This window comes from Bacillus sp. CZDM1 (assembly GCF_055502545.1).
Genome location: NZ_JBUESO010000013.1, coordinates 39292 through 63076 on the forward strand (window position 1 = coordinate 39292; position 23785 = coordinate 63076).

Below are 23785 nucleotides of genomic sequence, written 5' to 3' on the forward strand. Positions count from 1 at the left end.
AGGTCATGACCTTACATTCAATCGAAACAAGATCGTTTAAGGTGTGTGAAAACATTGTTGGAAGAAATATTGTCACAAGTTCAAGAGGGAAAATTAAGCGTTTCAGAGGCGAAAGAAAAGTTAGCCACATATGAGAATTTAGGGTTTGCCAAAGTCGATCATCACCGCAAGAATCGCCAAGGGTTCCCAGAGGTGATTTATGGAGAAGGTAAAACAAAAGAACAAATCCTTTCCATCATAGATGCAATCAAATCAAAGGGAAATAATGTATTAGTGACCAGAATTTCAAAGGATAAAGCGGATTACATCCTTCAGGTGAATCCTGAATTAATTTATAACGATGTTGCACAGATTCTGTTTTGGAAAAAGGACACATACAGTAATGAACCTGATCAAGGGTACATTGCAATCGTTTGTGCAGGTACTTCAGACCTTAAAGTAGCGGAAGAAGCAGCGGTTACAGCTGAAGCATTAGGAAGTCAAGTTCGCCGCTTTTATGATGTAGGTGTAGCTGGGATTCATCGCTTATTTGATAATATTGAACAAATACAACAAGCGACTGTTTCTGTAGTAGTAGCTGGAATGGAAGGTGCTCTTCCAAGTGTAGTTGGCGGTCTAGTTTCACATCCGGTCATAGCCGTTCCTACAAGTGTTGGTTATGGTGCAAATTTCCATGGTTTGTCAGCATTACTGACAATGTTAAATTCATGCGCCTCCGGTATCAGCGTGGTGAATATCGACAATGGATTTGGTGGGGCATACAACGCAGTATTGATTGATAACCTAGCAAAAAAAGGAGCAAAGCAGCAATGAAAACACTTTATATCGATTGTTTTTCTGGAATCAGCGGTGATATGTTCATTGGAAGTCTGCTGGATGCAGGTGCCAATCCAACTGTTTTAGTGGAAGAATTAAAAAAGCTTCATTTCGAAGATGAATATCAATTGAAATGGAAGAAAATCGTGAAGAATGGGATCACAAGTACAAAGTTTGATGTGTTATTGACTCAAGCTGATGATCATCATCATGGGCATGATCACCATCATGAGCATAATCATCATCATGGGCATGATCACCATCATGGGCATGATCACCATCACCATCATGAGCATAATCATCATCATGGGCATGATCATCATCATGGGCATGATCATCATCATGAGCATGATCATTATCATGAGCACGATCATTATCATGAGCACGATCATCATCATGGGCATGATCACCAACATGGGCATGATCATCATCATGAACACCATCACCATCACCGTTCTTACAGTGATATTGTAAAAATGATTGAATCATCCGAATTAGTAGCCGAAGTGAAAGCTACTTCATTAAAAATCTTTCGAAAAATAGGTGAAGCAGAGGGGCATATACACGGAGTCCCATTAGAAAAAGTTCACTTTCATGAAGTGGGTGCAGTCGATTCGATTATTGATATTGTCGGAGCTGCCATTCTACTCCATCAATTAGACATAAAGAAAATAAAGTCTTCAGCGATTCCTGTTGGTACAGGAAAAATACATATCGATCATGGTATTTATCCAGTACCTGCGCCAGCTACTCTAGAAATTTTAAAAGGTGTACCGATTGAACAAAGCAATGTGAGATTTGAACTTACAACACCAACAGGCGCAGCGATCATAGCAGTGCTGGCAGAAGAATTTTGCACGATTCCATCAATGGAAGTAAAATCAATTGGGTATGGCGCAGGTACAAAAGACTTTAAAGACCGCCCCAATGTCCTTCGAGTAATCATTGGTGGATAAGCCATGGATTTATACTTTAAAGTCTGGTCAAACTTTTCAACGCTAGTGTCCGTCCATTCATTGGAGGGACTTTCAACTATTCGAGGGTAAAGAAGAACTGGAATAACTTCGTTCGTTTCCGCTTCAGCAACTTGAGTAATCCAGCCTGATGGGATTACCAAAAAGGCTGGCCTCAACATGAGGCCAGCCTTCAACTTTATTATTTATCCCCATAAGGGTCTATCGTTTGAATTGTTCCGTCTTCGTTATATTTTAATTCAGTATATTTTACAGAGCGCTTATGATCCACCCCATCTGATAACGAGCAATCATGATAGAACAGATACCATTTATCATTAAATTCGACAATCGAATGGTGGGTGGTCCAGCCGCTTACTGGGGTAAGGATTGTCCCTTTGAACACAAATGGTCCCTGTGGATTTTCACTTACAGCATAAACAATTTTATGCGTTGTACCGGTAGAATAGGAAAGATAGTAAAGACCATTGTATTTATGAACCCATGGACCCTCGAAATATCTTCGGTCTTCGTCACCTGCAAGAATCAGATTGCCGTTTTCATCCACAATGGAGATTTCCTGCGGTTCGTTTTTAAAAGTCAGCATATCGTCATTTAATTCCGCTACCCTCGGACCTATAGCAGGTGCTGTAGCTGCTGGACCTTCGGCATCTGGGATATATGTTCCTGTCTGCCATTTTTCCAACTGTCCTCCCCAAAGCCCGCCAAAATAAACATACGCTTTTTCATCTTCATCTACTAAAACAGCTGGGTCAATGCTGAAGCTGCCCGGTATGTAATTTTCTTCTGGTATAAAAGGTCCTGCTGGATTAGGGCTTGTTGCCACGCCAATTCTGAAAATCCCATCTTTATCACGTGCTGGGAAGAATAAATAGTACGTGTTGTTTTTATAAGCCGCATCGGGTGCCCAAAGCTGCTTGCTTGCCCAAGGGATATCTCTTAAATGGAGCGCTTCGCCATGGTCCACACATGGAGCGGTTACATCTTCCATGGATAAGATATGGTAATCTTCCATCTTGTATTGGTCTCCATTATCATTGGAAGGTTCATTATGATCAAGGTCATGTGATGGATAAATATAAAGCTTCCCTTCAAAAACATGTGCGGAAGGGTCTGCAGTAAAAATATGCGTAACTAAAGGTTCATTAGGCTTTGAATTTTTCATCATACTAGCTCCCTTTAAATAGTTTAGATAATTACAAATTTATTATAACTGAAGAAAAGCACTTTGTATATCCATACAACTAAGTTTTGCTAAATAACAAATGGTATACAAAATAAATAACCCAGCTTTCTTAAAAAGCATGGATTATTTATTGACTTCAGTTTCTACGAAGTTCTAACTTCTTCTTTTATAAAGCTCTCCACAACAAAAGCAGAGACACCAAGTGCTGTTGAGTATTTTCCAAGTTTTGAAAAATTCAAGTGCATGTCTTTTTGATGGTTCGCAAGTGTATGGCTTTCAATGGTTTTCTCGATTGACTGTTCAATCCATTCTTTTGCAAGTGCTAAGCGGTTGCCAATGATGACCTGGTCTGGATTAAAGGTGTTAATAATGTTATTAATCCCAAACCCAAGGTAAGTTCCAATTTCTCCAAAAAGTCTTTGAGCAGTTTCATCATGCTTCTCTGCCATATCCATCAATGACTCAAGTGAATCTGTTTCAGCTGTTTCTAGAAGTGCATTTTCAGAAGCGTATGCTTCCCAACATCCTCTGCTGCCACAACTGCATGGCTTACCATTGAGATCAATGATCATATGTCCCATTTCGCCGGAGTATCCATTTTTGCCTTGATATAATTCCTTGTTTAAAATAATGCCGACTCCGATTCCAATTCCAGCACTAACATATATCATATTTTGAAATTCTTGACCTGCACCAAATTGCTGCTCTCCAAAGGCACCGGCATTTGCTTCGTTTTCAATAATGACTGGAATTTGGAATAATTCCTCCAGGTCCTTTTTTAACTGAATGTTGGTCCAGCCTAAGTTTGGAGCAAGAAGGATAGAACCTTGTTTGTTCACAATACCTGGGACACCTACTCCAATCCCGACAATTCCATATCTGCTCTGAGGCATCTCTTCCATGATGGATCTAATCATAGTCTGAACCTTGCTCATGATGGCTGGGTAGGGGGTCCTGTTAACCGATTCATTTTTTTCAATCAGTATATTCCCTTTTAAATCCGTCAAGACACATAATACATAGTTAACCCCGATATCAACGCCAACCGCATATCCGGCAATTTTATTAAAATGAAGAATAACGGGGCGACGGCCGCCGCTGGATTCCCCTGGTCCGGATTCATAAATAAGTTCTTCTTCTATTAGTTCATTTACTAAAGAAGAAACAGTTGTTTTGTGTAAACCGGAAACTTGAGAAATATCCGCTCTAGAAATAGGCTCTTTTTCCATAATTAATTGTAATACCAGTGCTTTGTTGTTTTTTTTGACGACTTGTTGGTTCCATATAATGGGTTCCACTTTATAAAAACTCCTTATTCTCAATTATCATTATTTTATCATAATCTTTGTTTGTTGGATATACAAAGTTAGGACTAAGTGCTATGCCGAACTCAAGTAGGACTTTAAATAATCATGGAAGGAATGATCTTTTTGAGAAAAGTCCGTTGGGGCGTTATAAGTACCGCAGATATAGTCCAAAAGCAGGTAATACCTGCCATCTTAGCCTATAAGATATTTTTTAAAATTCTTTGTTTATCCAATAGACAAACAAAGTAGGAGGTGCTATACTTTGAGTAACAAAGGTTAAGAGATTCCAGGAACCTTTTGTAAGCATTTACATAGTTGTTGTTAAACTATAAAACTATTCAGGAGGAATCACTCATGGCTTATTTCGATACGGTTAACAAAATTCAATTTGAAGGTGCAGCATCAAAAAATCCTTTTGCATTTAAGTATTATAATCCAGAAGAAAAAATAAACGGTAAAACAATGGAGGAACTTCTTCGTTTCTCTGTTGCTTATTGGCACACATTCGCCGCTGATGGTTCAGACCCATTTGGCGTTGGTACAGCAATCCGTCCTTGGGATCGTTTCACTGGCTTAGATTTAGCAAAAGCACGTGTGGAAGCGGCATTTGAACTATTTGGAAAATTAAATGTTCCTTTCTTTGCTTTCCACGATGTTGACATTGCTCCAGAAGGAAGCACATTAAAAGAAACAAACGAAAACCAAGATGTTATCGTCGGCATGATCAAAGAATACATGAAAACAAGCAAAACGAAATTACTTTGGAACACAGCTAACATGTTCACAAATCCACGTTATGTTCATGGCGCTGCAACTTCACCTAATGCAGATGTGTTTGCTTACTCTGCAGCGAAAGTGAAAAAAGCGTTAGAAGTAGCGAAGGAACTTGGCGCGGAAAACTATGTATTCTGGGGCGGCCGTGAAGGTTACGAAACACTTCTCAATACGGACATGAAGCTTGAACAGGATAACTTAGCCCGCTTCTTCCATATGGCAGTAGATTATGCAAAAGAAATCGGCTTAAACGTTCCATTCTTAATCGAGCCAAAACCAAAAGAGCCAACTAAACACCAATACGACTTCGATGTAGCTACTGGTCTAGCATTCTTACAAAAATATGACCTAACTGACTACTTCAAGTTTAACATCGAAGCGAACCACGCTACTTTAGCCGGCCATACATTTGAGCATGAGTTAAGAACAGCCCGTATCAATGGAATGCTTGGTTCTGTCGATGCTAACCAGGGTGATAACTTACTTGGATGGGATACAGATGAATTCCCAACCGACTTGTACACAAATACATTAGCGATGTACGAAATCTTGAAAAATGGCGGCTTAGGCAAAGGCGGCTTGAACTTCGACGCAAAAGTACGCCGCGGTTCATTCGAACCAGAAGATCTATTCCACGCACATATCGCAGGTATGGATGCATTTGCAATCGGCTTAAAGGTTGCCAACAAATTAATCGAAGATAAAGTGCTTGATAGCTTTATAGATGAGCGCTACAGCAGCTATACAAAGGGAATTGGCTTAAAAATCGTAGAAGGAAAAACAAACTTCCACGAGCTTGAAAAGTATGCCCTTCAATTAACAGGAATCAAGAATACATCAGGCAGAACAGAACGCTTAAAAGGAGTAATCAATCAATATCTTCTTGAAACACTTTCAAGTGTAACAGTTTAATCTATACTCAATATAAACATGAAAAAAAGTGCTGGCAGCCTATTACTCCAGCACTTTTTTTAGAAAAGGATGATTTGAATGAAGTATGTAATCGGGGTTGATCTTGGAACTAGTGCCGTAAAAATCTTACTTGTGAATCAAAATGGGGAAGTTTGTAAGGAAGTTTCAAAATCATATCCTCTAATAATTGAAAAATCCGGTTATAGTGAACAAAATCCGGAAGAATGGGTGGGAAAAACAAGAGCTGGTTTAGCGGAACTGGTTCAGCAGTTCGATGGAGATGTAAACGACATCGAAGGCATCAGCTTCTCCGGGCAAATGCATGGCCTTGTTTTATTAGATGAAAACCATCAAGTATTAAGAAATGCGATTTTGTGGAATGACACGAGAACCACGAAACAATGTCAGGAGATCTACGACGTTGTTGGCAAAAAACGTTTATTAGAAGTAACGAAAAACCCAGCGTTAGAAGGATTTACGCTGCCAAAAATTCTTTGGGTAAAAGAAAATGAACCGGAAATTTTTGAACGTGCTCGTGCATTTCTGCTTCCAAAGGATTATCTTCGTTACCGAATGACAGGAAATATTCAGATGGAGTATTCTGATGCCGCTGGAACATTATTGTTAAACGTAGCGAAGCGTGAATGGAGCCAAGAAGTTTTAGAACTATTTGGTCTTTCAACTGACCTCTGTCCACCATTAGTAGAATCTCATGCCTTCGTTGGTACAGTTGCGTCCCAATTTGCAGAAGATACAGGTTTATCGGAAGGCATTAAAGTATTTGCAGGCGGAGCAGACAATGCCTGCGGTGCCATTGGTTCAGGGATTCTTTCTAAAGGCAGAACTCTATGCAGCATTGGCACCTCTGGTGTCGTACTTTCTTATGAAGAAAGAAATGACCTGGATTTTGAAGGAAAGGTTCACTATTTCAATCATAGTGAAGAAAATGCTTATTATACAATGGGAGTAACCCTTGCTGCTGGCTATAGTTTAAGCTGGTTTAAAGATACGTTCGCAGAAAAAGAAGCCTTTGGCCAATTTTTAGCAGGTATTGATGAAGTACCTTCAGGAAGTAACGGATTATTATTTACACCATATCTAGTAGGCGAAAGAACGCCGCATGCGGACTCCACTATTCGTGGCAGCTTTATTGGTATCGACGCTGCACATGAACGTAAGCACTTCGCACGTGCTGTACTCGAGGGAATAACCTTTTCATTAAATGAATCCATTGAGATTTTTAGAAGCAGTGGAAAGGTCATTGACTCCATTATCTCAATCGGCGGAGGCGCTAAGAATGACACATGGCTGCAAATGCAGGCAGACGTTTTTAATGCAAAAATTGAAAAGCTTACGAGCGAACAGGGTCCAGGAATGGGGGCTGCAATGTTAGCGGCATACGGCTGTGGCTGGTACGCATCACTTAAAGAATGTGCAGAGATATTTATACAAACTGCAAAGACCTATTACCCTATTCAGGAAAACGTTGAAGCCTATCAGAAACTATTTAAGATCTACCAGCAAATTTATTCACAAACCAAGGAATTGAATGAGCAATTAAGAGAGTTTAGAAAATAAAATTATAGTAACCATCTTAATCTATGGATTGCCAGGATTTAAGAAAGTCTTGATCCAAAATGAGGTTACAACCTCTGCCTGAATAGGACCACTCTTAAGCTAGTGAGTTGGATAAAAAAAGGAGTTGTTAAGATGAATTATCGTGAGCTGGGCAATACAGGAATCATGATTAGTGAGGTCAGCTTTGGAACATGGGCAATAGGCGGTTCATGGGGCAGGACGAGTGATTCAGAAGCACTGAAATCGTTAGAATATGCGATGGAACAAGGTGTTAACTTTTTTGATACTGCCGATGTATATGGTGATGGTCATAGTGAAGAGTTATTGGCCAAAGCCACGAAAGGAAAGGAAGACCAGATCCATATTGCAACCAAATTCTGCCGTCAGGGCGATATTTTTGATCCGAAAAATTATAGCTATGAAAAAGTAAGCTCTTATTGTGAAGACAGTCTGCGCCGTCTAAACAGGGAAGCCATTGATTTGTATCAAATTCATTGCCCTGCAACAGAGGTTTTGAGAGATGGCAGTGTCTTCGAAGTACTTGACCGGCTGAAGAAGGAAGGGAAAATTCGTCATTACGGTGTCAGTGTGGAAACCGTTGAAGAGGGGCTCATTTGTTTGGAATATCCAAATGTTAAGAGTCTGCAAATCATTTTTAATATGTTCCGTCAGAAGCCATTAGAACACTTAATACCTGAGGCTTATCAAAAAGGGGTAGGTCTGCTTGTTCGGCTGCCGCTGGCGAGCGGGCTGTTAACGGGTAAATTTAACACTGATCATGTATTTGAAGCAGATGACCATCGCCGCTTTAATGAAAATGGAGAGGCTTTTAATGTAGGGGAAACCTTCGCAGGTCTTGGATTCCGTAAGGGTGTCGAATTAGCTGACGAATTAAAGTGGATTGCAGAAGGCCGTAAATCAATGGCTAGTGCAGCATTACGCTGGATACTAGATCAAAAAGAAATAACGTGTATTATTCCTGGATTTAAAAATGTTAAACAGGTAGAGGACAATCTCTCTGCTTTGGATACGAAGTCATTCTCAGTAGAAGAACAGATAGAAATTCAACGTTTCTATCAAGAAAAGGTAAGGGATTTTGTAAGAGGTCCTTATTAAGGTGGCGGTTACGATGATTAACGAAGTTCCTACAGCGCAAAGGGCAGTTGCTATTACATTTGATGACGGGCCAAATCCGGTTTACACCCCGCAAGTTTTAGAAATTTTCTCGGAAGCAAGGGGAAAAGCAACTTTCTTTATGATCGGTGAACAGATGGGAAAGTATCTTGAGGTTGTAAAGCAGGTTGCTGACCTGGGCCATGAAATTGGGAATCATACTTTCACCCACCCAAAACTATCACAGTTAAGCATACAAGATTGTTTAAAGGAAATTGAGGAAACGGAAAAATTAATAGAGAAAATGGCGGGAAGAAAACCTGTTGTCTTTCGTCCACCATACCTTGATTATAATCAGGACACGGTGTCTTTACTTCAAAATAAGAGATACCCTATGATTGGTGCTTTAAATTTAGAGGCTCAGGACTGGGAACAGCCCGGAGTTGAGCATATCGTACGAAAATCAAGAGAAGCTGTAAAGAATGGCAGTATTTTAATTTTCCATGATGGCTATGGCGACCGCTCACAAACCATAGAAGCCGTTCGGATGCTTGTTTCCGAATTAACGTCACAAGGCTATCAACTTGTAACGGTCAGCGAACTATTAGCTTTAGCATAAAAAGAAGGAAGCACAATTATACAGCCTGTGCTTCCTTTTGTTTCTTCTCTATTTTTTGGAACGCTAGATAACACGATGACATGATAATTCCTGCCGAGAGGCTTCCGCCGAAGAAAAATAACAGTGCTGGTAAAAGCTTCATTACAAAGAATAAAGCCACAAACCCTAGCAGCATCATGATACTTGAAACTGGATTCACCATCATAATAAAGAATGAGTTTTTAAACAGCTGAAACAAGGTTACGTTATAGTGAACGTAAACAGGAAATATATACAAAATTGTCATAACAATTGCAAAAATAATGAGGTATAAAGGAATTTGAATAACGGAATCGAGTTTTAAATAGTTCAAATCAATATAAATAATATAGGCCAATAAAGCTATGATGATTCCTAATCCATTACCCTTAAGAAACTCTTTTTTATAGGAATTCCAGAAAGTTTGAAATACGGGAATATCACTTTCACCCATGAGCCATTTACGTATAATCGTAAACATCGCCACAGTTGCAGGGCTGATTCCAAAGACCACAAGACCAAGAAGCGAAAAGCCAATCCATAAGATATTTACATAGGCAAACCTAGTAATCCACTCAGTAAGAGTATATAGGCCATTCATTGATAGCTTATTCATAATCAATCCCCTTATTATGGTACTTTCTTTTTTAAACACATTATAGACCATTGTGTACATATTGAACATGGTTAATTTTTAGGCTGTGTTAAAGCTGAATGTTGATTTTACTGTGTTTGGAAAATAAGCGGAGAATTTCCGTTTAAATTGGGAAATAGCCACTTTTACCTTCATAATAAGCGGAGTTTTTCCGCTTATGGTATCCAAATCATTGGATTTTGTCTTATTTAAAGCAGTTAACCGGAATATTTCCGCTTATATTGGCTTCATATGGTTCCTTTATATACAATAGGCGGAAATTCTCCGCCTATGAATGATCAGCCCTACACGAAAATCAACATTAAAATAATAACACAGGCAATTTTTAAAATTGACAGTTTTTTAATATTTAGAAATAATATTACCTAATTCGACAAAATGCGTTATAGTAGAAAAAACTATCTTAGAAGGGCGATATTATGTTCGCGAGATTACACAAATGGAACACATTACGAAATCAAATTCTTGTCGTATTTTTAGTAGTGATGCTGATTGTTTTATTTATTGTCAGCCTAATCACTTTTAACAGAGTGTCAACCCTCTTGAAAAATAATGCTGAAAAACAAATTCACCAGACGGCGGTAGAGGCAAATGGTAGATTAGAATCTTTATATAAACAAATTAGCACCTCCTCTAAACTAGTCATGACAAATGATGCGATTCAAAGAACCCTAACAAAAGCATATCAAGGACATACGATAAGTTTTGCTGAGCGGCAGCAATTAGACGGCATTGTGACCACGATACAAGCAAATACAGATGGCATTTTTTCGTTTGAACTCTATACAGACACGATGGATCGTTTACTCCCCCTGGATGATACGAATTTACTTACGAGAATTGACGGGAAGTGGATTCAACAGGCAGATTATGCAAATGGAAGCCTTGTATGGATCGGGGACGACCCGCGGAACTCAGATAACATCCTCGCGCTCAGGCGCGTCAATCTATTAAACCGCGGTTTTGAGGATGGCGGTTACCTGCTCATTAGTATTTATCGAAATTATCTTGAGTTTATGGATCTAGATAAAACAAAAATTAAAAATCAATATTCGATTTTACTTGACCAATATTCGGAGCCTATTCAATCAAACTATCATAAACCCCTTGAACCCATCATTTTAAATAATGATCCTATGTTAACATTGGGCAGCCAGGAGTATATGATGACAAGACAAACATCGAATGAAACCGGGTGGACACTGATCATCTTAACTCCGATTAAAGCGCTTACGGAAGGGATTAATGTCTTACGATCAGGGATTATTATCGCTGGGATTATTGGGTTTATTATCTTTTTAATTAGTACGCTGGGTCTATCGACCTTTATTACAAGACCGATTATCAAGTTAACAGAAACGATGCAGCAGGCAAGCGCAGGTTCCTTAACCTTGAACCCTAGTGTTACCGCTGTTAATGAAATTAATGAGTTAAATAGTACCTATAACCAACTAGTAAAAGAAACAAATCATCTGATTCAGATGGTCTATCAAAAGGAAATAACCCGCAGCCGGAGTGAATTAAAAGCCTTACAAGCACAAATTAACCCTCATTTTCTTTTTAATACATTGGATGCGCTTAAATGGTCGCTGGAAGATAAAGATGAGGATGAACTAGCGGAGCTTGTGGTAGCAATGTCCAACTTATTCCGTTATACGATCACTAAGCGAAGTGATGGGGATTGGGTTGCGATCAAGGCTGAAATTAAACACATTGAAGACTATATGGAAATTATGAAAATGCGCTTTGGCGGTCACTTAACGTGGAATCTAGACCTGCCATGTGAACTAGGGCATGTCAGGATCCCTAAACTGTTGATTCAGCCGTTAGTTGAAAATGCCGTTCTGCATGGGGCTGGGAATACATTACAGCCATGTACCATAACGGTTTCGATACAACCTGCGGAAGATCAGGAATACCTTGAAATAGTCGTTGAAGATGATGGACCGGGGATGAATCAACAAAAATTAGATTCTATTAAACAAGCAATACAGTCAGGCAGGGTCATCTCAAAAAAGGGAAATGGAATGGCAATCTCAAATGTACACAAACGCTTGGAATTATACTATCAAAAAAGTGGTTTGACTATTAAAAGTGAAGAAAATAGAGGGACAAAGGTTTCGTTTGTCATACCTGTGAAGGGGGAGGAAAACCATGTTGAATACAAAGACGATTTTGATCGTGGATGATGAACCAAGAACCCGCCAAGGACTGAAAAAAAACTTAGATACATGGGCGAATGGGAATTATCAAATTATCACCGCTTCTAATGGAGAAGAAGCCATCCAACTATTGAAGCAGTATAAAGTCCACATTCTCATCACAGACATCCGGATGCCGGAAATAACCGGATTAGAACTATTAAAAATGGCAAAAGAACTTCGTATTTTTCCTGTCATTTTAGTAATATCGGCATACTCCGAGTTTGAGTATGCCCAGGAAGCCCTGCGTTTAGGGGTGATAAATTACCTCTTAAAACCCATCAGCAAAAAGGCTTTGATTGAGGCTGTAGAAGAAGCGCTTAATGAGGTTGAGAAAAAAGAACGTGCGGGCTTAATTGAAAAAGTAGTGGATACGAAGCTTGTGGAAGCAAATACTCAAAATCCCTCGAATCGTGAACCAATTAGAGAAGCTATTGACTATATCAACCATAATCTTCAAAATGAGTTGACCCAGAAAGAAGTGGCAGACCATGTTCATTTAAACCCCAGCTATTTAAGTTCACTTTTTAAAGAACATGTGAAATTAACCTTCAGTGAATATGTAACCCGCAAAAGAATCCAGCGGGCAAAGGAATTATTGATGACGACGAATCTTCCCATTAACGATATTGCCGAAGAATCCGGCTATAAAACAGCGAAATACTTTATAAAGATTTTCAGGGAATTAGAAGGTGTGACACCGAGCGCCTACCGAAAAACTAATAATGAAAGGGCTTTCTAAAAATAGTGGCATTTTTCCTAATGGTTGTGACCTATTTTTCAGAACTATCTGAATGTAAGATATAAATGTAGGCGAAATCATAGAAAAGGTCATAGGGGGAATCACACTTGTTCAATAAAAAAACGGTTGCAATCTTCATGTCATTTATCATGCTCCTTTCTCTAGCACTTGCAGGATGTTCTTCATCAAGTTCTTCAGAAGAAAGCAGTGCAGATGGTAAAAAGGTTATTAAATTTATGCATTTATGGCCGGAAGGCAGCTCGAATGCTCAGTTCTCCATTGTTAAAGATGTGATTACAGAGTATGAAAAAGAGCATAAGGATATTAAAATTGAAACTGAAATCTTAAACCCAGATCAATACCGTGAAAAGCTGAAAGTATTAGCTTCATCTAATGAACTGCCTGATATCGGTATGACTTGGTCAGATGGTTTCATCCAGCCTTACGTTGAAGGTGACATGTTAGCTCCACTAGATGATATCGTTGAAAACGATGCAGACCTTAATGATGCATTCATTCCTGGTGTAAAAGAATCATATGCAGTAGATGGAAAAACATATGGTCTTCCACTAGAGTTAAACATCTCTTACGTATTCTACAACAAAGAAATTTTTGAGAAATATAATCTAGAAGTTCCAAAGACTTTTGAAGAGTATAAAAAAGTAGTAAAAACGTTAGCTGACAATGGTGTTGTTCCTGCAACTGTTGGTGCGAAAGACGGCTGGCCGGCGTCATTCTGGTTCATGTATCTAGCAGATCGTATTGGCGGGTCTACGATTCTAACAGACGTTATTAAAGGTAAAGCGAAAATGGACGACCCAGCGATTGTAAAAGCAGCTGAGGAAGTACAAAACCTAGTTGATATGGGCGGTTTCGTGAAAGGTGCAAGTGCATTATCAAACGACGATGCAAAAGGTTACTTCATGAACGAACAAGCAGCAATGTTCTTAACAGCTACTTGGGAATTACCAAACTACACAACAAGCCCTGATGTTACAAAAGAATTCAAAGATAAGATTGGCTATTTCAAGTTCCCAACTTATGAAGGCGGAAAAGGGGATAGTATCGACAGCTACGTAGGCGGTCCTGGTGTTGGTTTATTCGTAGCAAAAGGTTCTAAAGTTCAAGAAGAAGCAAAAGACTTCGTTGGATTCCTTGTGAAGAGATGGGGAGAAAAGTCAGTAATCGATGCTGGTGTTATTCCTGCAACGAAAGTAGACACAGCAAGCCTTGATCTTGCTCCAATGTATATTGAAATCTTAAAAGATTTGAGTGAAGCATCAAACGTAACAACTTATTTTGATACTCAATCCAGCCCGGCTGTATCTGAATTACATCATGATTTAGTAACTGCTCTCTTTGGAAAACAAGTGACACCGGAAGATTTTGTGAAACAGCATAAAGATGAACTTGCTGAAGAGAAAAAGTAAAATGGCCTAATCAAAATCTCAGTGTAGGGGGCATACAGGTTATGCCCTCTATCCTTTTAGCCCGCTTTTTCAAATAAGAAGGGAGTATAAACATGAAAAGTGTAATGTCAAACAAATGGGTAATCAGCCTTTACGTACTTCCATCGTTACTTCTTATTCTGCTATTAATCTATATCCCAATTGTCTTAACTGGATATTACGGTCTAATGGACTGGAACGGCATCGGCAAGATGAAGTTCATCGGTTTAGAGAATTACATTGAATTAGCAAAGGACACAAAGTTTTGGCAAAGTGCATGGCATTCCCTATTACTAGGTCTCTTTTCCACTTTAAGCTTGGTTGGTTATTTAATTTTATCGCTAATCCTTGCAAGTAAGATTAAAGGTGCTAACTTTTTAAGAAAAATTTACTTAATTCCAATGTTATTATCTTCTGTAGCAATCGGACAGCTTTGGGCGAAAATTTTTGACCCTACGAACGGTATGCTTAACAGATTGCTAGTGTTGATTGGCGTTGACAATCCTCCGCTATGGTTAGCGGATTCTAATATCGTATTATACGCACTCTTCTTTCCAATCGTTTGGCAATATGCAGGTTTCTATATCATTATTTTCTATGCAGCATTAAAAAATGTTCCTGAAGAACTGATCGAGGCTGCAAAAATTGATGGAGCGACTCCTATTCAAATTGCTTATAAAATTAAGGTTCCTCTAATCGCGGGTGTAATCAAAGTCATGGTCATCCTGGCGATTGTTGGTTCACTAAAATACTTTGATTTGATTTTCGTCCTAACAGGCGGCGGACCTAACGGTGCATCCGAGGTTATGGCCTCTTACATGTATAAAGAAGCGTTCAGCAAATATAACTTCGGATACGGAAGTGCCATTGGATTTGGCTTATTGATTATCTGTATTGTAGCAACATGGGTCATTCAAAAATTACTTAATACTAAAGATGTTGACTATTAATAAAGGGGAGTGAAAAATATGAGTAAGATTGCATTAGAAACACACAAAACGACCCTATCAGCTTCTTATAAAACTAGTAAAACACTTGGAAACAAAATTGGATATGGAATGCTTTATTTTATCCTGGGAGTTATTGCAATCGTACAGGTTTACCCGCTCGTTTGGTTATTCCTGTTCTCCTTAAAAACAAATCAGGAAGTTTTCGGAATGTCCCCGTTTGCGCTTCCGCAAGATCCCCAGTGGGGCAACTATGCGAAGGCTTGGACAGCAGGTCACATCGATGTTTATTTCTTTAACAGTGTTTTGTACACGGTCGCGGCGGTTGTACTTACCGTTATCCTTGCAAGCTTTGTAACGTTTGCGATTACCAGAATGGAATGGAAGTTAAGTGGGTTAGTTCTTGGTTTGTTTATGGCCGGATATATGATCCCGCTTCATTCAACATTAATTCCATTGTTCAATTTCTTTAAAACGGCAAATATGATAGATAATCCATTATCCGTTATCTTATCGTACGTAGCGTTTAACCTGCCGATTACGATTATGATTCTATCAGGATTTTATCGAACAATCCCGCGAGAGATTGAAGAAGCAGCTGTTGTGGATGGCTGTTCCGTCCATCGGATCTTCTTCCAAATTACGCTTCCAATGACGGTACCTGTACTGTCAACAACAGTCATTATTAACATGATTTATAACTGGAATGAATTTGTATTCGTAAACACATTCCTGAGCTCTGACAAGTGGAAAACGATTACGGTTGGGGTAAACAACTTCGTTGGACAGTATTTGACTGATTGGGGAGCAATTGGTGCCACCTTGATGATTAGTATTATCCCGGTATTGATAGCTTACTTTATTTTAAGTGATCGCATTGTCGAAGGTATTGCAGCAGGATCAGTGAAAGGGTAAAAGATAAGAGGAACTTTGTTTGTCTTGTAGACGAACAAAGTTCCTCTTGTTATAATAAATTAAAGCAGTCCTTCGAATAGTAGCTTTCTTACTATATGTAAGCGTTACCAAAAAATATAAACGTGCTGGAAATTTTTTTACCAGCATATTTAACCTATTTAACAGCAATCTGGATACCTAAAGAGCAGCTATATAGTAAGCAGGGCCCGCAAGGATATGATTTGTGGGCCTTATCTATAATGGAATTGTTTATTGAAATGTTTTATTGATCGATGCTAACTATTGGGAACAGGAGTGGGCCGGAAATGAACAAAGTAATATTAGTCGATGATGAAATGTATTTCCGCAAAGGATTAAGAAACCTAATAAATTGGGAAGATTGCGGCTTTAAGGTAGTAGGAGAAGCTGCTAATGGAGAAGACGCATTAAAGATGATCCATGATGTAAAACCTGATCTTATCATTACTGATATCCGTATGCCTGTGCTTGATGGAATTGGACTCATTAGAGAAGCGATAGAAATAGAGGCAGTTCAATCTAAATTTATTATCATTAGCGGACATAGTGATTTTAAATATGCACAACAAGCTTTAAGGTATGGTGTTCATGATTTTGTTTTAAAGCCAATCGACCAGGATGAAATTGAACAAACACTTAAATTACTTTCTAAGACACTAGCTGAACAAAAACAGCTTCAAGAACAAATGCTAGAAGAACAAGCCAAAATAGTGTTTAATCATCTGCTATTAGGAATGGTAGAAGAGAATGATGATTCCATAGATCTTTTAAATCTCCTTTCCCTTGGTAACCCTCAAGAGTACTTTTACATATTAATTGAAGTAAATGGAATACCTGATGAGTCTAACTTAAATAATGAGAAAAGGATAAGACAGATCAAATTTACATTAGAAGATGTTATGAACGAAATCTGTAACAAAGAAGAAAGAATATGGTTACAAGAAATATCACCTAGTACGATTGGTGGTTTGGTCACCTCTAATCACTTAGCGAGGTTTCAAATGAATCTAAGGAGGTTTATCAATTGGGTAAATAAAGAACTTACTAAGAGGATTTCTGATGATATTACGATGTATGTCGGCAAAGCGGTTCCAAGTCTAACTTCGTTTAAAGAATCCTATACCTCCGTGGAATGGGCACAACAACATAAATATGCAAATAACGAAAATGAAATCATTTTCTTTGTAGACATTGTCAATAAACCCATTACTTCTGATGAGTTGGATGAATCAGTTTTTCAATTATTAATTGAAAAAATCGAAGAAGATACAACTGTGTCGATTGTCAATACTTTAGAGGTACTGTTTATATCTCTGGTCACAAATAAACTATCTAAAGATACTGTTCATTCTTCTCTGACTAGTTTTGTACATTCCCTTCTGAAAATTATCAAGAAAATGGGAGGAGACCCTTCAAGTTTACAAACCTATAAGATAATTAATATCTTACATAATTACAACGTGACTATCGATCAATTAAAGGAACTTATTATAAGTTTTGTAGTAGAGTGTAAAGATGAAATATGCAATTTAAGAAAGCAGGCTGCTAACGGCGAAGCCTACAAGATTAAACAATATATTGACCTGTATTACCATAAGAATATTAGTTTAAAAACGATTGCTGCTAAGTTTTTTATGAACCCAGTGTATTTAGGGCAATTGTTTAAGAAAACCTATGGAATCTACTTTAAGGACTATTTACTTCAAGTAAGAATTAATGAAGCTAAAAAGCAGCTTCGCCAGTCTGAAAAAAGAATTTATGAAATTGCAGAAAGCGTAGGATTTAATAATACGGATTATTTTGTCACGATATTTGGCAAGTTAGAAAATATGAAGCCTTCTGAGTATCGGAATAAATTAATCAACGAGAGCAAAGTGATAGGAAAATGAGGACAAGCAGTAGTTTTAGTTTTCATAATATTCGCTTAAAAAACAAAATGCTGATCATGTACTTTTTTGCAGTATTTATTCCAATCGTTTTAACAAATGTAATCTTTTACATCGTAACCATTGAAAATGTAAAAAAACAGCAAATGCAAGATTCCACTTTAGCGTTACAACAGATTAATAGGGAATTTAAAACGATTATCAACGAAGCCGTAGGGATATCCTCCTCGTTATATACCAATTTAAACCTAAACCTATTGTTAGAGAAGGATTATGTCTCTGATATTGAATACATCGAAAATCATAATAGTCTTTTAAGAAGTTTTAATCAGTCCAGACCAATAAACCCATCTATTAACTCCATTCGCTTTTATACCGATAATACATCCATCATTTATTCAGGCGGGGTGTATTCGATTGACAGCCTTCAACAGGAATTAAAACACTTCAAGAATGCATTAAAGAATAGTAATGGTTCGCAAATTCTCATCGATACACCTTCTAATCAGAATTTCGAAACCTTTAGTATTATCCGGAATTTAGATTATTTTTATACCGGTAAACAAAAGTTTGTAAAGGTTGAAATTAATCCTTCAGCCATAGAAGATATTTTTAACAATGTAACATTTAAAGGAGATGTATATCTAATTAATGAAAAAGGGGGGATTGAATACACGACCAATCCTTCGATTAAACAGTTGGATAAGACAATTAATTTTAATCAAATAGAAAAAGAGAACAATCTAGTTACCATCTCTGCCAATCTTAATAATGGATCATATTTAAGTGACTGGTCCGTTGTTGGAACCATATCTGAGGGAACCATGCTTAAAACTGTTAATAAATCTACACTCTTTATTATCTTGCTGGCCCTGATAAATTTTTTAGCTCCCACCATCATTATTGTTATTATTTCTCGATCTTTTTTGACTCGTTTACAAAGGGTGTTACGCCATGTAAAGCGGATGAAGAACCAGGATTTTGAGTTAATCCATGATCAGGAGTATCAAGATGAAATCGGTCAACTAACAAGTGAATTTAATCGGATGACCAAAAAAATTAAGGATTTAATTAATGATGTCTTATTAGTTACTATCCAAAACAAGGATCTAGAAATAAAACGTAACCGCGCACAGTTGAGTGCACTGCAAAGCCAAATCAACCCCCATTTCTTATTCAATGCGTTAGAAACGATTCGAATGAGAAGCTTGATGAAGGATGAGATAGAAACAGCGAAAATCATTCATAACATGGCTAAAATATTTCGTAACTCGCTTACATGGGGCAAGGACATCGTTCCTATTAGAGATGAAATTAATCTTATAACTAGCTTTTTGGAAATTCAAAAATATCGATTTGGAGATAAATTAGATTACGAGATTACAGTGGGTGAAGATGCAAAAGAATGTTTGATTCCAAACATGACACTCTTACCGTTTATTGAAAATGCCAGCATTCATGGTATTGAACCATTAAAGGAAAATGGGGAAATTACCGTATCCATCTCCCAACATGCTAGTATTGTAACCTGTATTGTGAAGGATAATGGGGCTGGAATTTCAGTAGGAAAGAGAACGCAATTACTATCATCTTTAGAAAATGAAGAAGATATTGGAGAGAATGTCGGCATTAAAAATGTTTATTATCGATTAAAACTCTACTATCCTGATCAGTTTTACTTTAATATTGATAGCCAACTAGATTACGGTACAACCATTACGATTCAATTGCCTTCTCATAACGAAAGATAAGTTATTAATAATTCAGAAAGTATCTTTACTTTATTAAGTAACACCTATACTTTTTAAATGGTGCAGAAAACCCTTAAATTATAAAATGAAAGTGCTTTCAAAAATAAAAGGGGGTTCGAAAATGGCAAAAAAGTTTCTTCCTGTACTCTTAATGCTTATCCTGCTAATCGCAGTTGCGGGCTGTGAAAAGGATAAAGAAACAAGCGGCAATGCAGACGGATCTGGTAATTCGAAAGAAAAAGTAACCTTTACTTATTTTAACGCAGCTTCCCCAGGTAAAGACGGAAACACGAATGAGACAACTATAGGGAAAATATTTGAAGACCAAACGGGAGTTAACTTTAAAACAGAATATCTAGTCGGTGACATTAACACCAAAATCGGGACAATGATTGCAAGTGGAAAGTACCCAGATGTTCTTGTACCGGATATTGCAATTGATAAAGTACTAGACGCAGGTGCATTTATTGACCTTACTGAATTGATTGAAGAGCATGGTCCTAATCTTAAAAAATTATACGCACCGCATTGGGAGCAAATGAAAGATAAGGATGGAAAGATTAACTTCCTTCCATTCGCAGCTAAGCATGGCTATATTAAAGACCCAAATATCACTCAAGGTGCATTCTGGATTCAACGCGGCATTTTAAAAGAAGCCGGCTATCCAAAAATTAAAACACTAGATGAATATCTTGCTTTAATTGAAGATTATCAAAAGAAACATCCTGAAATCAATGGATCTTCTACTATTGGATTCACAACTTTAACGTATGACTGGCGCTTCTTTGCACTATCTAATGTTCCTAACCATTTAGCAGGCTACCCAAATGATGGTGAAGTAATTGTAGATATGAAGACACATAAAACGGATGTATACGCTGATAACGATATTACAAAACGTTATATGAAAGAGCTAAATGAACTAAACAGCAAAGGCTTATTTGATAAAGAGTCATTCGTTGCTAACTACGATGAATATCTTGCAAAAATAGCATCTGGCCGAGTATTAGGATTCTTTGATTACGGCTGGCAGGTTCAACAAGCTCTAGATAATCTAAAAGCAGCTGGAAATGACGATTTACGTTATATGCCTCTTCCAATTACATTTGATGGAGAAAAAGATCAATATATTGATCCGCCGGCATTCATTAATAACCGTGGTGTTGGTATTACAGTAAGTGCGAAAGATCCAGTACGCATTATTAAGTACTTCGATAACATGGCTAAAGAAGAGAACCAAAAGTTAATGTTCTGGGGTATTAAAGACGAGACTTATAGTGCAGATGAAAAGGGTAAATTCTATCAAACCGAAGAGCAATATACAAAAACTAGTGATGAGGATTATCGCGATAAGTCTGGATTAAATACATTTGAGTATTACTGGCCAATGGGAGACATGCTTTATAGCGACGGAAACGCATGGGTTCCAGGAAAACAGCCTGAAGTTGCTCAAGTATCCTACACTGATGGTGATAAGGCGATTCTAGAAGCTTATGACGCAGAGGTATTCTCTGATTTATTTGCAGATCCAGACGATCGTCCATGGTATCCAACATGGAGTGCCGTTATTGAACAAGGCTCTGACGAACAAATCTTTGGTCAAAGGAAAACGGACTTAACAAAAGTTTACTTCCCTAAGTTAGTCCTAGCTAAGCCGGGTGAATTTGATAAAGTTTGGGATGAATATATCAAAGAATTTAATACTTTAGATGTTAAAGCTTTAGAAAAATTTATGGATAAGGTCGTAGAGGACCGTATTAAAGCCGCTGCAAAATAATAGTTTACCAGAATGAAGAAAAGCAGGCCGATATCGCCCAATTGGCTTTATCGGCCTTTTGCTTTACGTTCGTTATCTTGAAATCATAAGCCGCCCCCTTCATTCGGGAGCATCTAAGGGGGCAGCTTATGATTTTAGGATATAGATTTTTCGAGAAAGAGGAGGGGTAAGGATGCAGATTGGTTCCAAAGCGATAAAAGAGGTAATAAATCCTTCAGTTTCCATCGCTGCACACAAAAAAAAATCATTCTTTCAGAGGATGATGTCACAAAAAGCACTATTGGCCATGAGTCTGCCATTCTTGATTTGGTTATTTGTTTTTAAGTATATTCCATTGTGGGGTTGGTCGATTGCCTTTCAGGATTTTAAGCCAGCAAGAAGCTTAACTGACCAGGAATGGATTGGGTTAGAACATTTCAAGTTTTTATTTACCGACGATAATTTTTGGCGCGTGCTTCGGAATACACTCGGCATGAGCACGATTAACCTAGTATTAGGTTTCGTTACAGCGATTTGTCTTGCCCTTCTGATTAATGAAATTAGGCATATAAGATTCAAGAAGTCAGTACAAACCATCAGTTATCTGCCGCACTTTATATCATGGGTAGTAGCAGCTAGTATTGTCTCCTACAGCCTTTCACTAGAAAACGGAATCGTTAATATCGTATTAGTAAACTTGGGTATTATTGATGAACCGATTCTATGGCTGGGTAAGGAAAAATGGTTCTGGGTCATCAACGGACTAACAGAGGTTTGGAAGAATGTCGGCTGGAATACGATAATTTATTTAGCAGCTATTACCATGATTGATCCAGAACAATATGAGGCTGCTGATATTGATGGAGCATCTAGATTCCAACGGATTAGACATATTACACTCCCATCTTTAAAGCCAACGATTATCATCCTGCTTATCATGAACTTAGGCTACATTTTAGAGTCAGGCTTTGAAGCACAGTATTTATTAGGAAATCCTATGAACCTAGCTTACTCAGAAAACCTTGATATTTATGTATTAAAATACGGTATGTCAATGGGGAACTTCTCACTTGCAACCGCTGCCGGTATCTTTAAAACAGTAGTGAGTTTCATCTTTTTATTTACGGCAAACCATATTGCCAAACGATTTGGTCAGCCAAGGCTTTTCTAGGGGGGGAACTATATGGCACAGAAACGATTTTTCAAGGCTACTCGACATCACTCCGGTGTAGGCGATTATTTATTTGATATCTTCAATTATACTTTTTTAGTTTTCCTTTGCGTGGTCATGTTATATCCATTTCTAAATCAATTAGCTGTTTCACTCAATGAAGCCAGTGACTCTTTAAGGGGAGGTATTTATCTCTGGCCGCGAGAATTTACTTGGGCAAATTATCAACATGTTTTTGGTGAAGCAAGTATCGTAAATTCCTTCTTCATTTCTGTTCTTAGAACCATCATCGGAACATTAACATCCGTGTTGGGTACGGCAATGGTGGCTTATACCATTAGCCGGAAAGATTTCGTTCTGAAGAAATTTGTGACGATCGCATTCGTTTTGACGATGTATTTTAACGGTGGATTGATTCCGAACTATTTACTAGTAAAAGAATTAAATTTATTAGATAGTTTTTGGGTTTATATTGTTCCAGGAATTATTGGAGTATTTAATTTAATCGTAATTCGTTCCTTTATTGAAGGAATCCCAGAAAGTTTATTTGAATCTGCAAAAATTGATGGAGCAGGGGATTTTACTATTTTCATAAAGATTGTTCTGCCACTGTCCATGCCGGTATTAGCGACTGTATCATTGTTTGTCGCGGTTTACCAATGGAATTCATGGTTTGATGTGTTCTTATACAATTCATCAAGTGCAAACTTATCTACCCTTCAATATGAGTTAATGAAGATCTTGCAAAATTCCAACGCATCGATGTCTGGTAAAACCGCAGCAGACGCTTTTGCCAATGCCAATGCAAGTGCCAACATGGTTTCGCCAACATCCATCAGAGCTACAATGACCATTGTAGCGAGTCTGCCCATTATCATGGTCTATCCATTCCTGCAAAAATATTTTGTTAAGGGGTTAACATTAGGCGGAGTAAAGGGTTGAAAAAAGAATCAGATGAGATCACTCATCTGATTTTTTTAATAAAATCATAGGTTTAA

19 protein-coding genes are annotated in these 23785 nt (G+C 37.9%); 16 read left to right on the forward strand and 3 right to left on the reverse strand.

All coding sequences use genetic code 11. From position 1 onward, the window contains the following. The first annotated feature begins 54 nt into the window (after positions 1-54). Together larB and larC are read left to right on the forward strand one after the other, a co-directional pair. Entirely contained in the window at positions 55-813 is a 759-nt protein-coding gene (gene larB / locus ACY3XC_RS23165) for a nickel pincer cofactor biosynthesis protein LarB (protein WP_464870666.1), read from the forward strand. Next, entirely contained in the window at positions 810-1772 is a 963-nt protein-coding gene (larC, locus tag ACY3XC_RS23170; RefSeq protein WP_464870667.1) for a nickel pincer cofactor biosynthesis protein LarC, read from the forward strand. Before larB ends, larC begins: the two co-directional genes overlap by 4 nt. A gap of 199 nt (positions 1773-1971) precedes the next feature. Here larC and ACY3XC_RS23175 read toward each other — a convergent pair whose 3' ends face one another. Both ACY3XC_RS23175 and ACY3XC_RS23180 read right to left on the reverse strand, forming a co-directional pair. Next, a complete protein-coding gene (locus ACY3XC_RS23175) occupies positions 1972-2958 on the reverse strand; it encodes a glycoside hydrolase family 43 protein (RefSeq protein WP_464870668.1) in 987 nt (328 codons plus the stop codon). A gap of 161 nt (positions 2959-3119) precedes the next feature. Then, positions 3120-4274 carry an ROK family protein gene (locus tag ACY3XC_RS23180; RefSeq protein WP_464870669.1) on the reverse strand — a complete coding sequence of 385 codons (1155 nt, stop codon included), beginning with the start codon at positions 4272-4274 and terminating at the stop codon, positions 3120-3122. A gap of 363 nt (positions 4275-4637) precedes the next feature. Here ACY3XC_RS23180 and xylA point away from each other — a divergent pair, with 363 nt between their 5' ends. The 4 genes from xylA to ACY3XC_RS23200 all read left to right on the forward strand — a co-directional run bounded on the left by xylA (position 4638) and on the right by ACY3XC_RS23200 (position 9279). Continuing rightward, positions 4638-5969 carry a xylose isomerase gene (gene xylA / locus ACY3XC_RS23185; RefSeq protein WP_464870670.1) on the forward strand — a complete coding sequence of 444 codons (1332 nt, stop codon included), beginning with the start codon at positions 4638-4640 and terminating at the stop codon, positions 5967-5969. Between the two features lie 78 nt (positions 5970-6047). After that, a complete protein-coding gene (gene xylB, locus ACY3XC_RS23190) occupies positions 6048-7547 on the forward strand; it encodes a xylulokinase (protein WP_464870671.1) in 1500 nt (499 codons plus the stop codon). 132 nt (positions 7548-7679) lie between these two features. Further along, positions 7680-8663, forward strand: a complete 984-nt coding sequence (locus ACY3XC_RS23195) for an aldo/keto reductase (protein WP_464870672.1) — start codon at positions 7680-7682, stop codon at positions 8661-8663. Between the two features lie 13 nt (positions 8664-8676). Then, positions 8677-9279 (forward strand): polysaccharide deacetylase family protein, encoded by a 603-nt coding sequence (locus tag ACY3XC_RS23200; protein ID WP_464870673.1) that lies wholly within the window; start codon positions 8677-8679, stop codon positions 9277-9279. Between the two features lie 16 nt (positions 9280-9295). Here ACY3XC_RS23200 and ACY3XC_RS23205 read toward each other — a convergent pair whose 3' ends face one another. Next, complete coding sequence (locus ACY3XC_RS23205) at positions 9296-9913, reverse strand: YesL family protein (RefSeq protein ID WP_464870674.1); 618 nt, start codon at positions 9911-9913, stop codon at positions 9296-9298. Positions 9914-10371: 458 nt separating this feature from the next. Between ACY3XC_RS23205 and ACY3XC_RS23210 the strand changes: the two genes are divergently transcribed. The 10 genes from ACY3XC_RS23210 (at position 10372) to ACY3XC_RS23255 (ending at position 23729) form a co-directional block, all read left to right on the forward strand. Then, positions 10372-12141 (forward strand): sensor histidine kinase, encoded by a 1770-nt coding sequence (locus ACY3XC_RS23210; protein ID WP_464870675.1) that lies wholly within the window; start codon positions 10372-10374, stop codon positions 12139-12141. Next, complete coding sequence (locus tag ACY3XC_RS23215) at positions 12110-12895, forward strand: response regulator transcription factor (RefSeq protein ID WP_464870745.1); 786 nt, start codon at positions 12110-12112, stop codon at positions 12893-12895. Before ACY3XC_RS23210 ends, ACY3XC_RS23215 begins: the two co-directional genes overlap by 32 nt. Before the next feature lie 137 nt (positions 12896-13032). Then, positions 13033-14325 (forward strand): extracellular solute-binding protein, encoded by a 1293-nt coding sequence (locus ACY3XC_RS23220; RefSeq protein WP_464870747.1) that lies wholly within the window; start codon positions 13033-13035, stop codon positions 14323-14325. 92 nt (positions 14326-14417) lie between these two features. Continuing rightward, positions 14418-15293, forward strand: a complete 876-nt coding sequence (locus ACY3XC_RS23225; protein WP_464870676.1) for a carbohydrate ABC transporter permease — start codon at positions 14418-14420, stop codon at positions 15291-15293. A gap of 108 nt (positions 15294-15401) precedes the next feature. After that, a complete protein-coding gene (locus ACY3XC_RS23230) occupies positions 15402-16205 on the forward strand; it encodes a carbohydrate ABC transporter permease (protein WP_464870748.1) in 804 nt (267 codons plus the stop codon). A gap of 305 nt (positions 16206-16510) precedes the next feature. Next, the gene (locus tag ACY3XC_RS23235; RefSeq protein ID WP_464870677.1) at positions 16511-18112 is read left to right on the forward strand and encodes a response regulator transcription factor; all 1602 of its coding nucleotides are present in this window, start codon (positions 16511-16513) and stop codon (positions 18110-18112) included. Next, entirely contained in the window at positions 18109-19860 is a 1752-nt protein-coding gene (locus ACY3XC_RS23240; protein ID WP_464870678.1) for a sensor histidine kinase, read from the forward strand. The genes ACY3XC_RS23235 and ACY3XC_RS23240 overlap by 4 nt, the downstream gene beginning before the upstream one ends. A gap of 121 nt (positions 19861-19981) precedes the next feature. Then, on the forward strand, positions 19982-21637 hold the full coding sequence (locus ACY3XC_RS23245; RefSeq protein ID WP_464870679.1) for an ABC transporter substrate-binding protein: 1656 nt from the start codon (positions 19982-19984) through the stop codon (positions 21635-21637). 172 nt (positions 21638-21809) lie between these two features. Beyond that, the gene (locus tag ACY3XC_RS23250) at positions 21810-22787 is read left to right on the forward strand and encodes an ABC transporter permease (protein WP_256989240.1); all 978 of its coding nucleotides are present in this window, start codon (positions 21810-21812) and stop codon (positions 22785-22787) included. A gap of 12 nt (positions 22788-22799) precedes the next feature. Further along, positions 22800-23729 carry a carbohydrate ABC transporter permease gene (locus ACY3XC_RS23255; RefSeq protein ID WP_464870680.1) on the forward strand — a complete coding sequence of 310 codons (930 nt, stop codon included), beginning with the start codon at positions 22800-22802 and terminating at the stop codon, positions 23727-23729. Positions 23730-23785 lie beyond the last annotated feature (56 nt).

Coding starts and splice junctions, on each gene's coding strand:
- larC (WP_464870667.1), top strand. CDS start 810: ATGAAAACACTTTATATCGATTGTTTTTCTGGAATCAGCGGTGATATG.
- ACY3XC_RS23175 (WP_464870668.1), bottom strand. CDS start 2,958: ATGATGAAAAATTCAAAGCCTAATGAACCTTTAGTTACGCATATTTTT.
- xylA (WP_464870670.1), top strand. CDS start 4,638: ATGGCTTATTTCGATACGGTTAACAAAATTCAATTTGAAGGTGCAGCA.
- xylB (WP_464870671.1), top strand. CDS start 6,048: ATGAAGTATGTAATCGGGGTTGATCTTGGAACTAGTGCCGTAAAAATC.
- ACY3XC_RS23195 (WP_464870672.1), top strand. CDS start 7,680: ATGAATTATCGTGAGCTGGGCAATACAGGAATCATGATTAGTGAGGTC.
- ACY3XC_RS23200 (WP_464870673.1), top strand. CDS start 8,677: ATGATTAACGAAGTTCCTACAGCGCAAAGGGCAGTTGCTATTACATTT.
- ACY3XC_RS23205 (WP_464870674.1), bottom strand. CDS start 9,913: ATGAATAAGCTATCAATGAATGGCCTATATACTCTTACTGAGTGGATT.
- ACY3XC_RS23210 (WP_464870675.1), top strand. CDS start 10,372: ATGTTCGCGAGATTACACAAATGGAACACATTACGAAATCAAATTCTT.
- ACY3XC_RS23220 (WP_464870747.1), top strand. CDS start 13,033: ATGTCATTTATCATGCTCCTTTCTCTAGCACTTGCAGGATGTTCTTCA.
- ACY3XC_RS23225 (WP_464870676.1), top strand. CDS start 14,418: ATGAAAAGTGTAATGTCAAACAAATGGGTAATCAGCCTTTACGTACTT.
- ACY3XC_RS23230 (WP_464870748.1), top strand. CDS start 15,402: ATGCTTTATTTTATCCTGGGAGTTATTGCAATCGTACAGGTTTACCCG.
- ACY3XC_RS23235 (WP_464870677.1), top strand. CDS start 16,511: ATGAACAAAGTAATATTAGTCGATGATGAAATGTATTTCCGCAAAGGA.
- ACY3XC_RS23240 (WP_464870678.1), top strand. CDS start 18,109: ATGAGGACAAGCAGTAGTTTTAGTTTTCATAATATTCGCTTAAAAAAC.
- ACY3XC_RS23245 (WP_464870679.1), top strand. CDS start 19,982: ATGGCAAAAAAGTTTCTTCCTGTACTCTTAATGCTTATCCTGCTAATC.
- ACY3XC_RS23250 (WP_256989240.1), top strand. CDS start 21,810: ATGCAGATTGGTTCCAAAGCGATAAAAGAGGTAATAAATCCTTCAGTT.
- ACY3XC_RS23255 (WP_464870680.1), top strand. CDS start 22,800: ATGGCACAGAAACGATTTTTCAAGGCTACTCGACATCACTCCGGTGTA.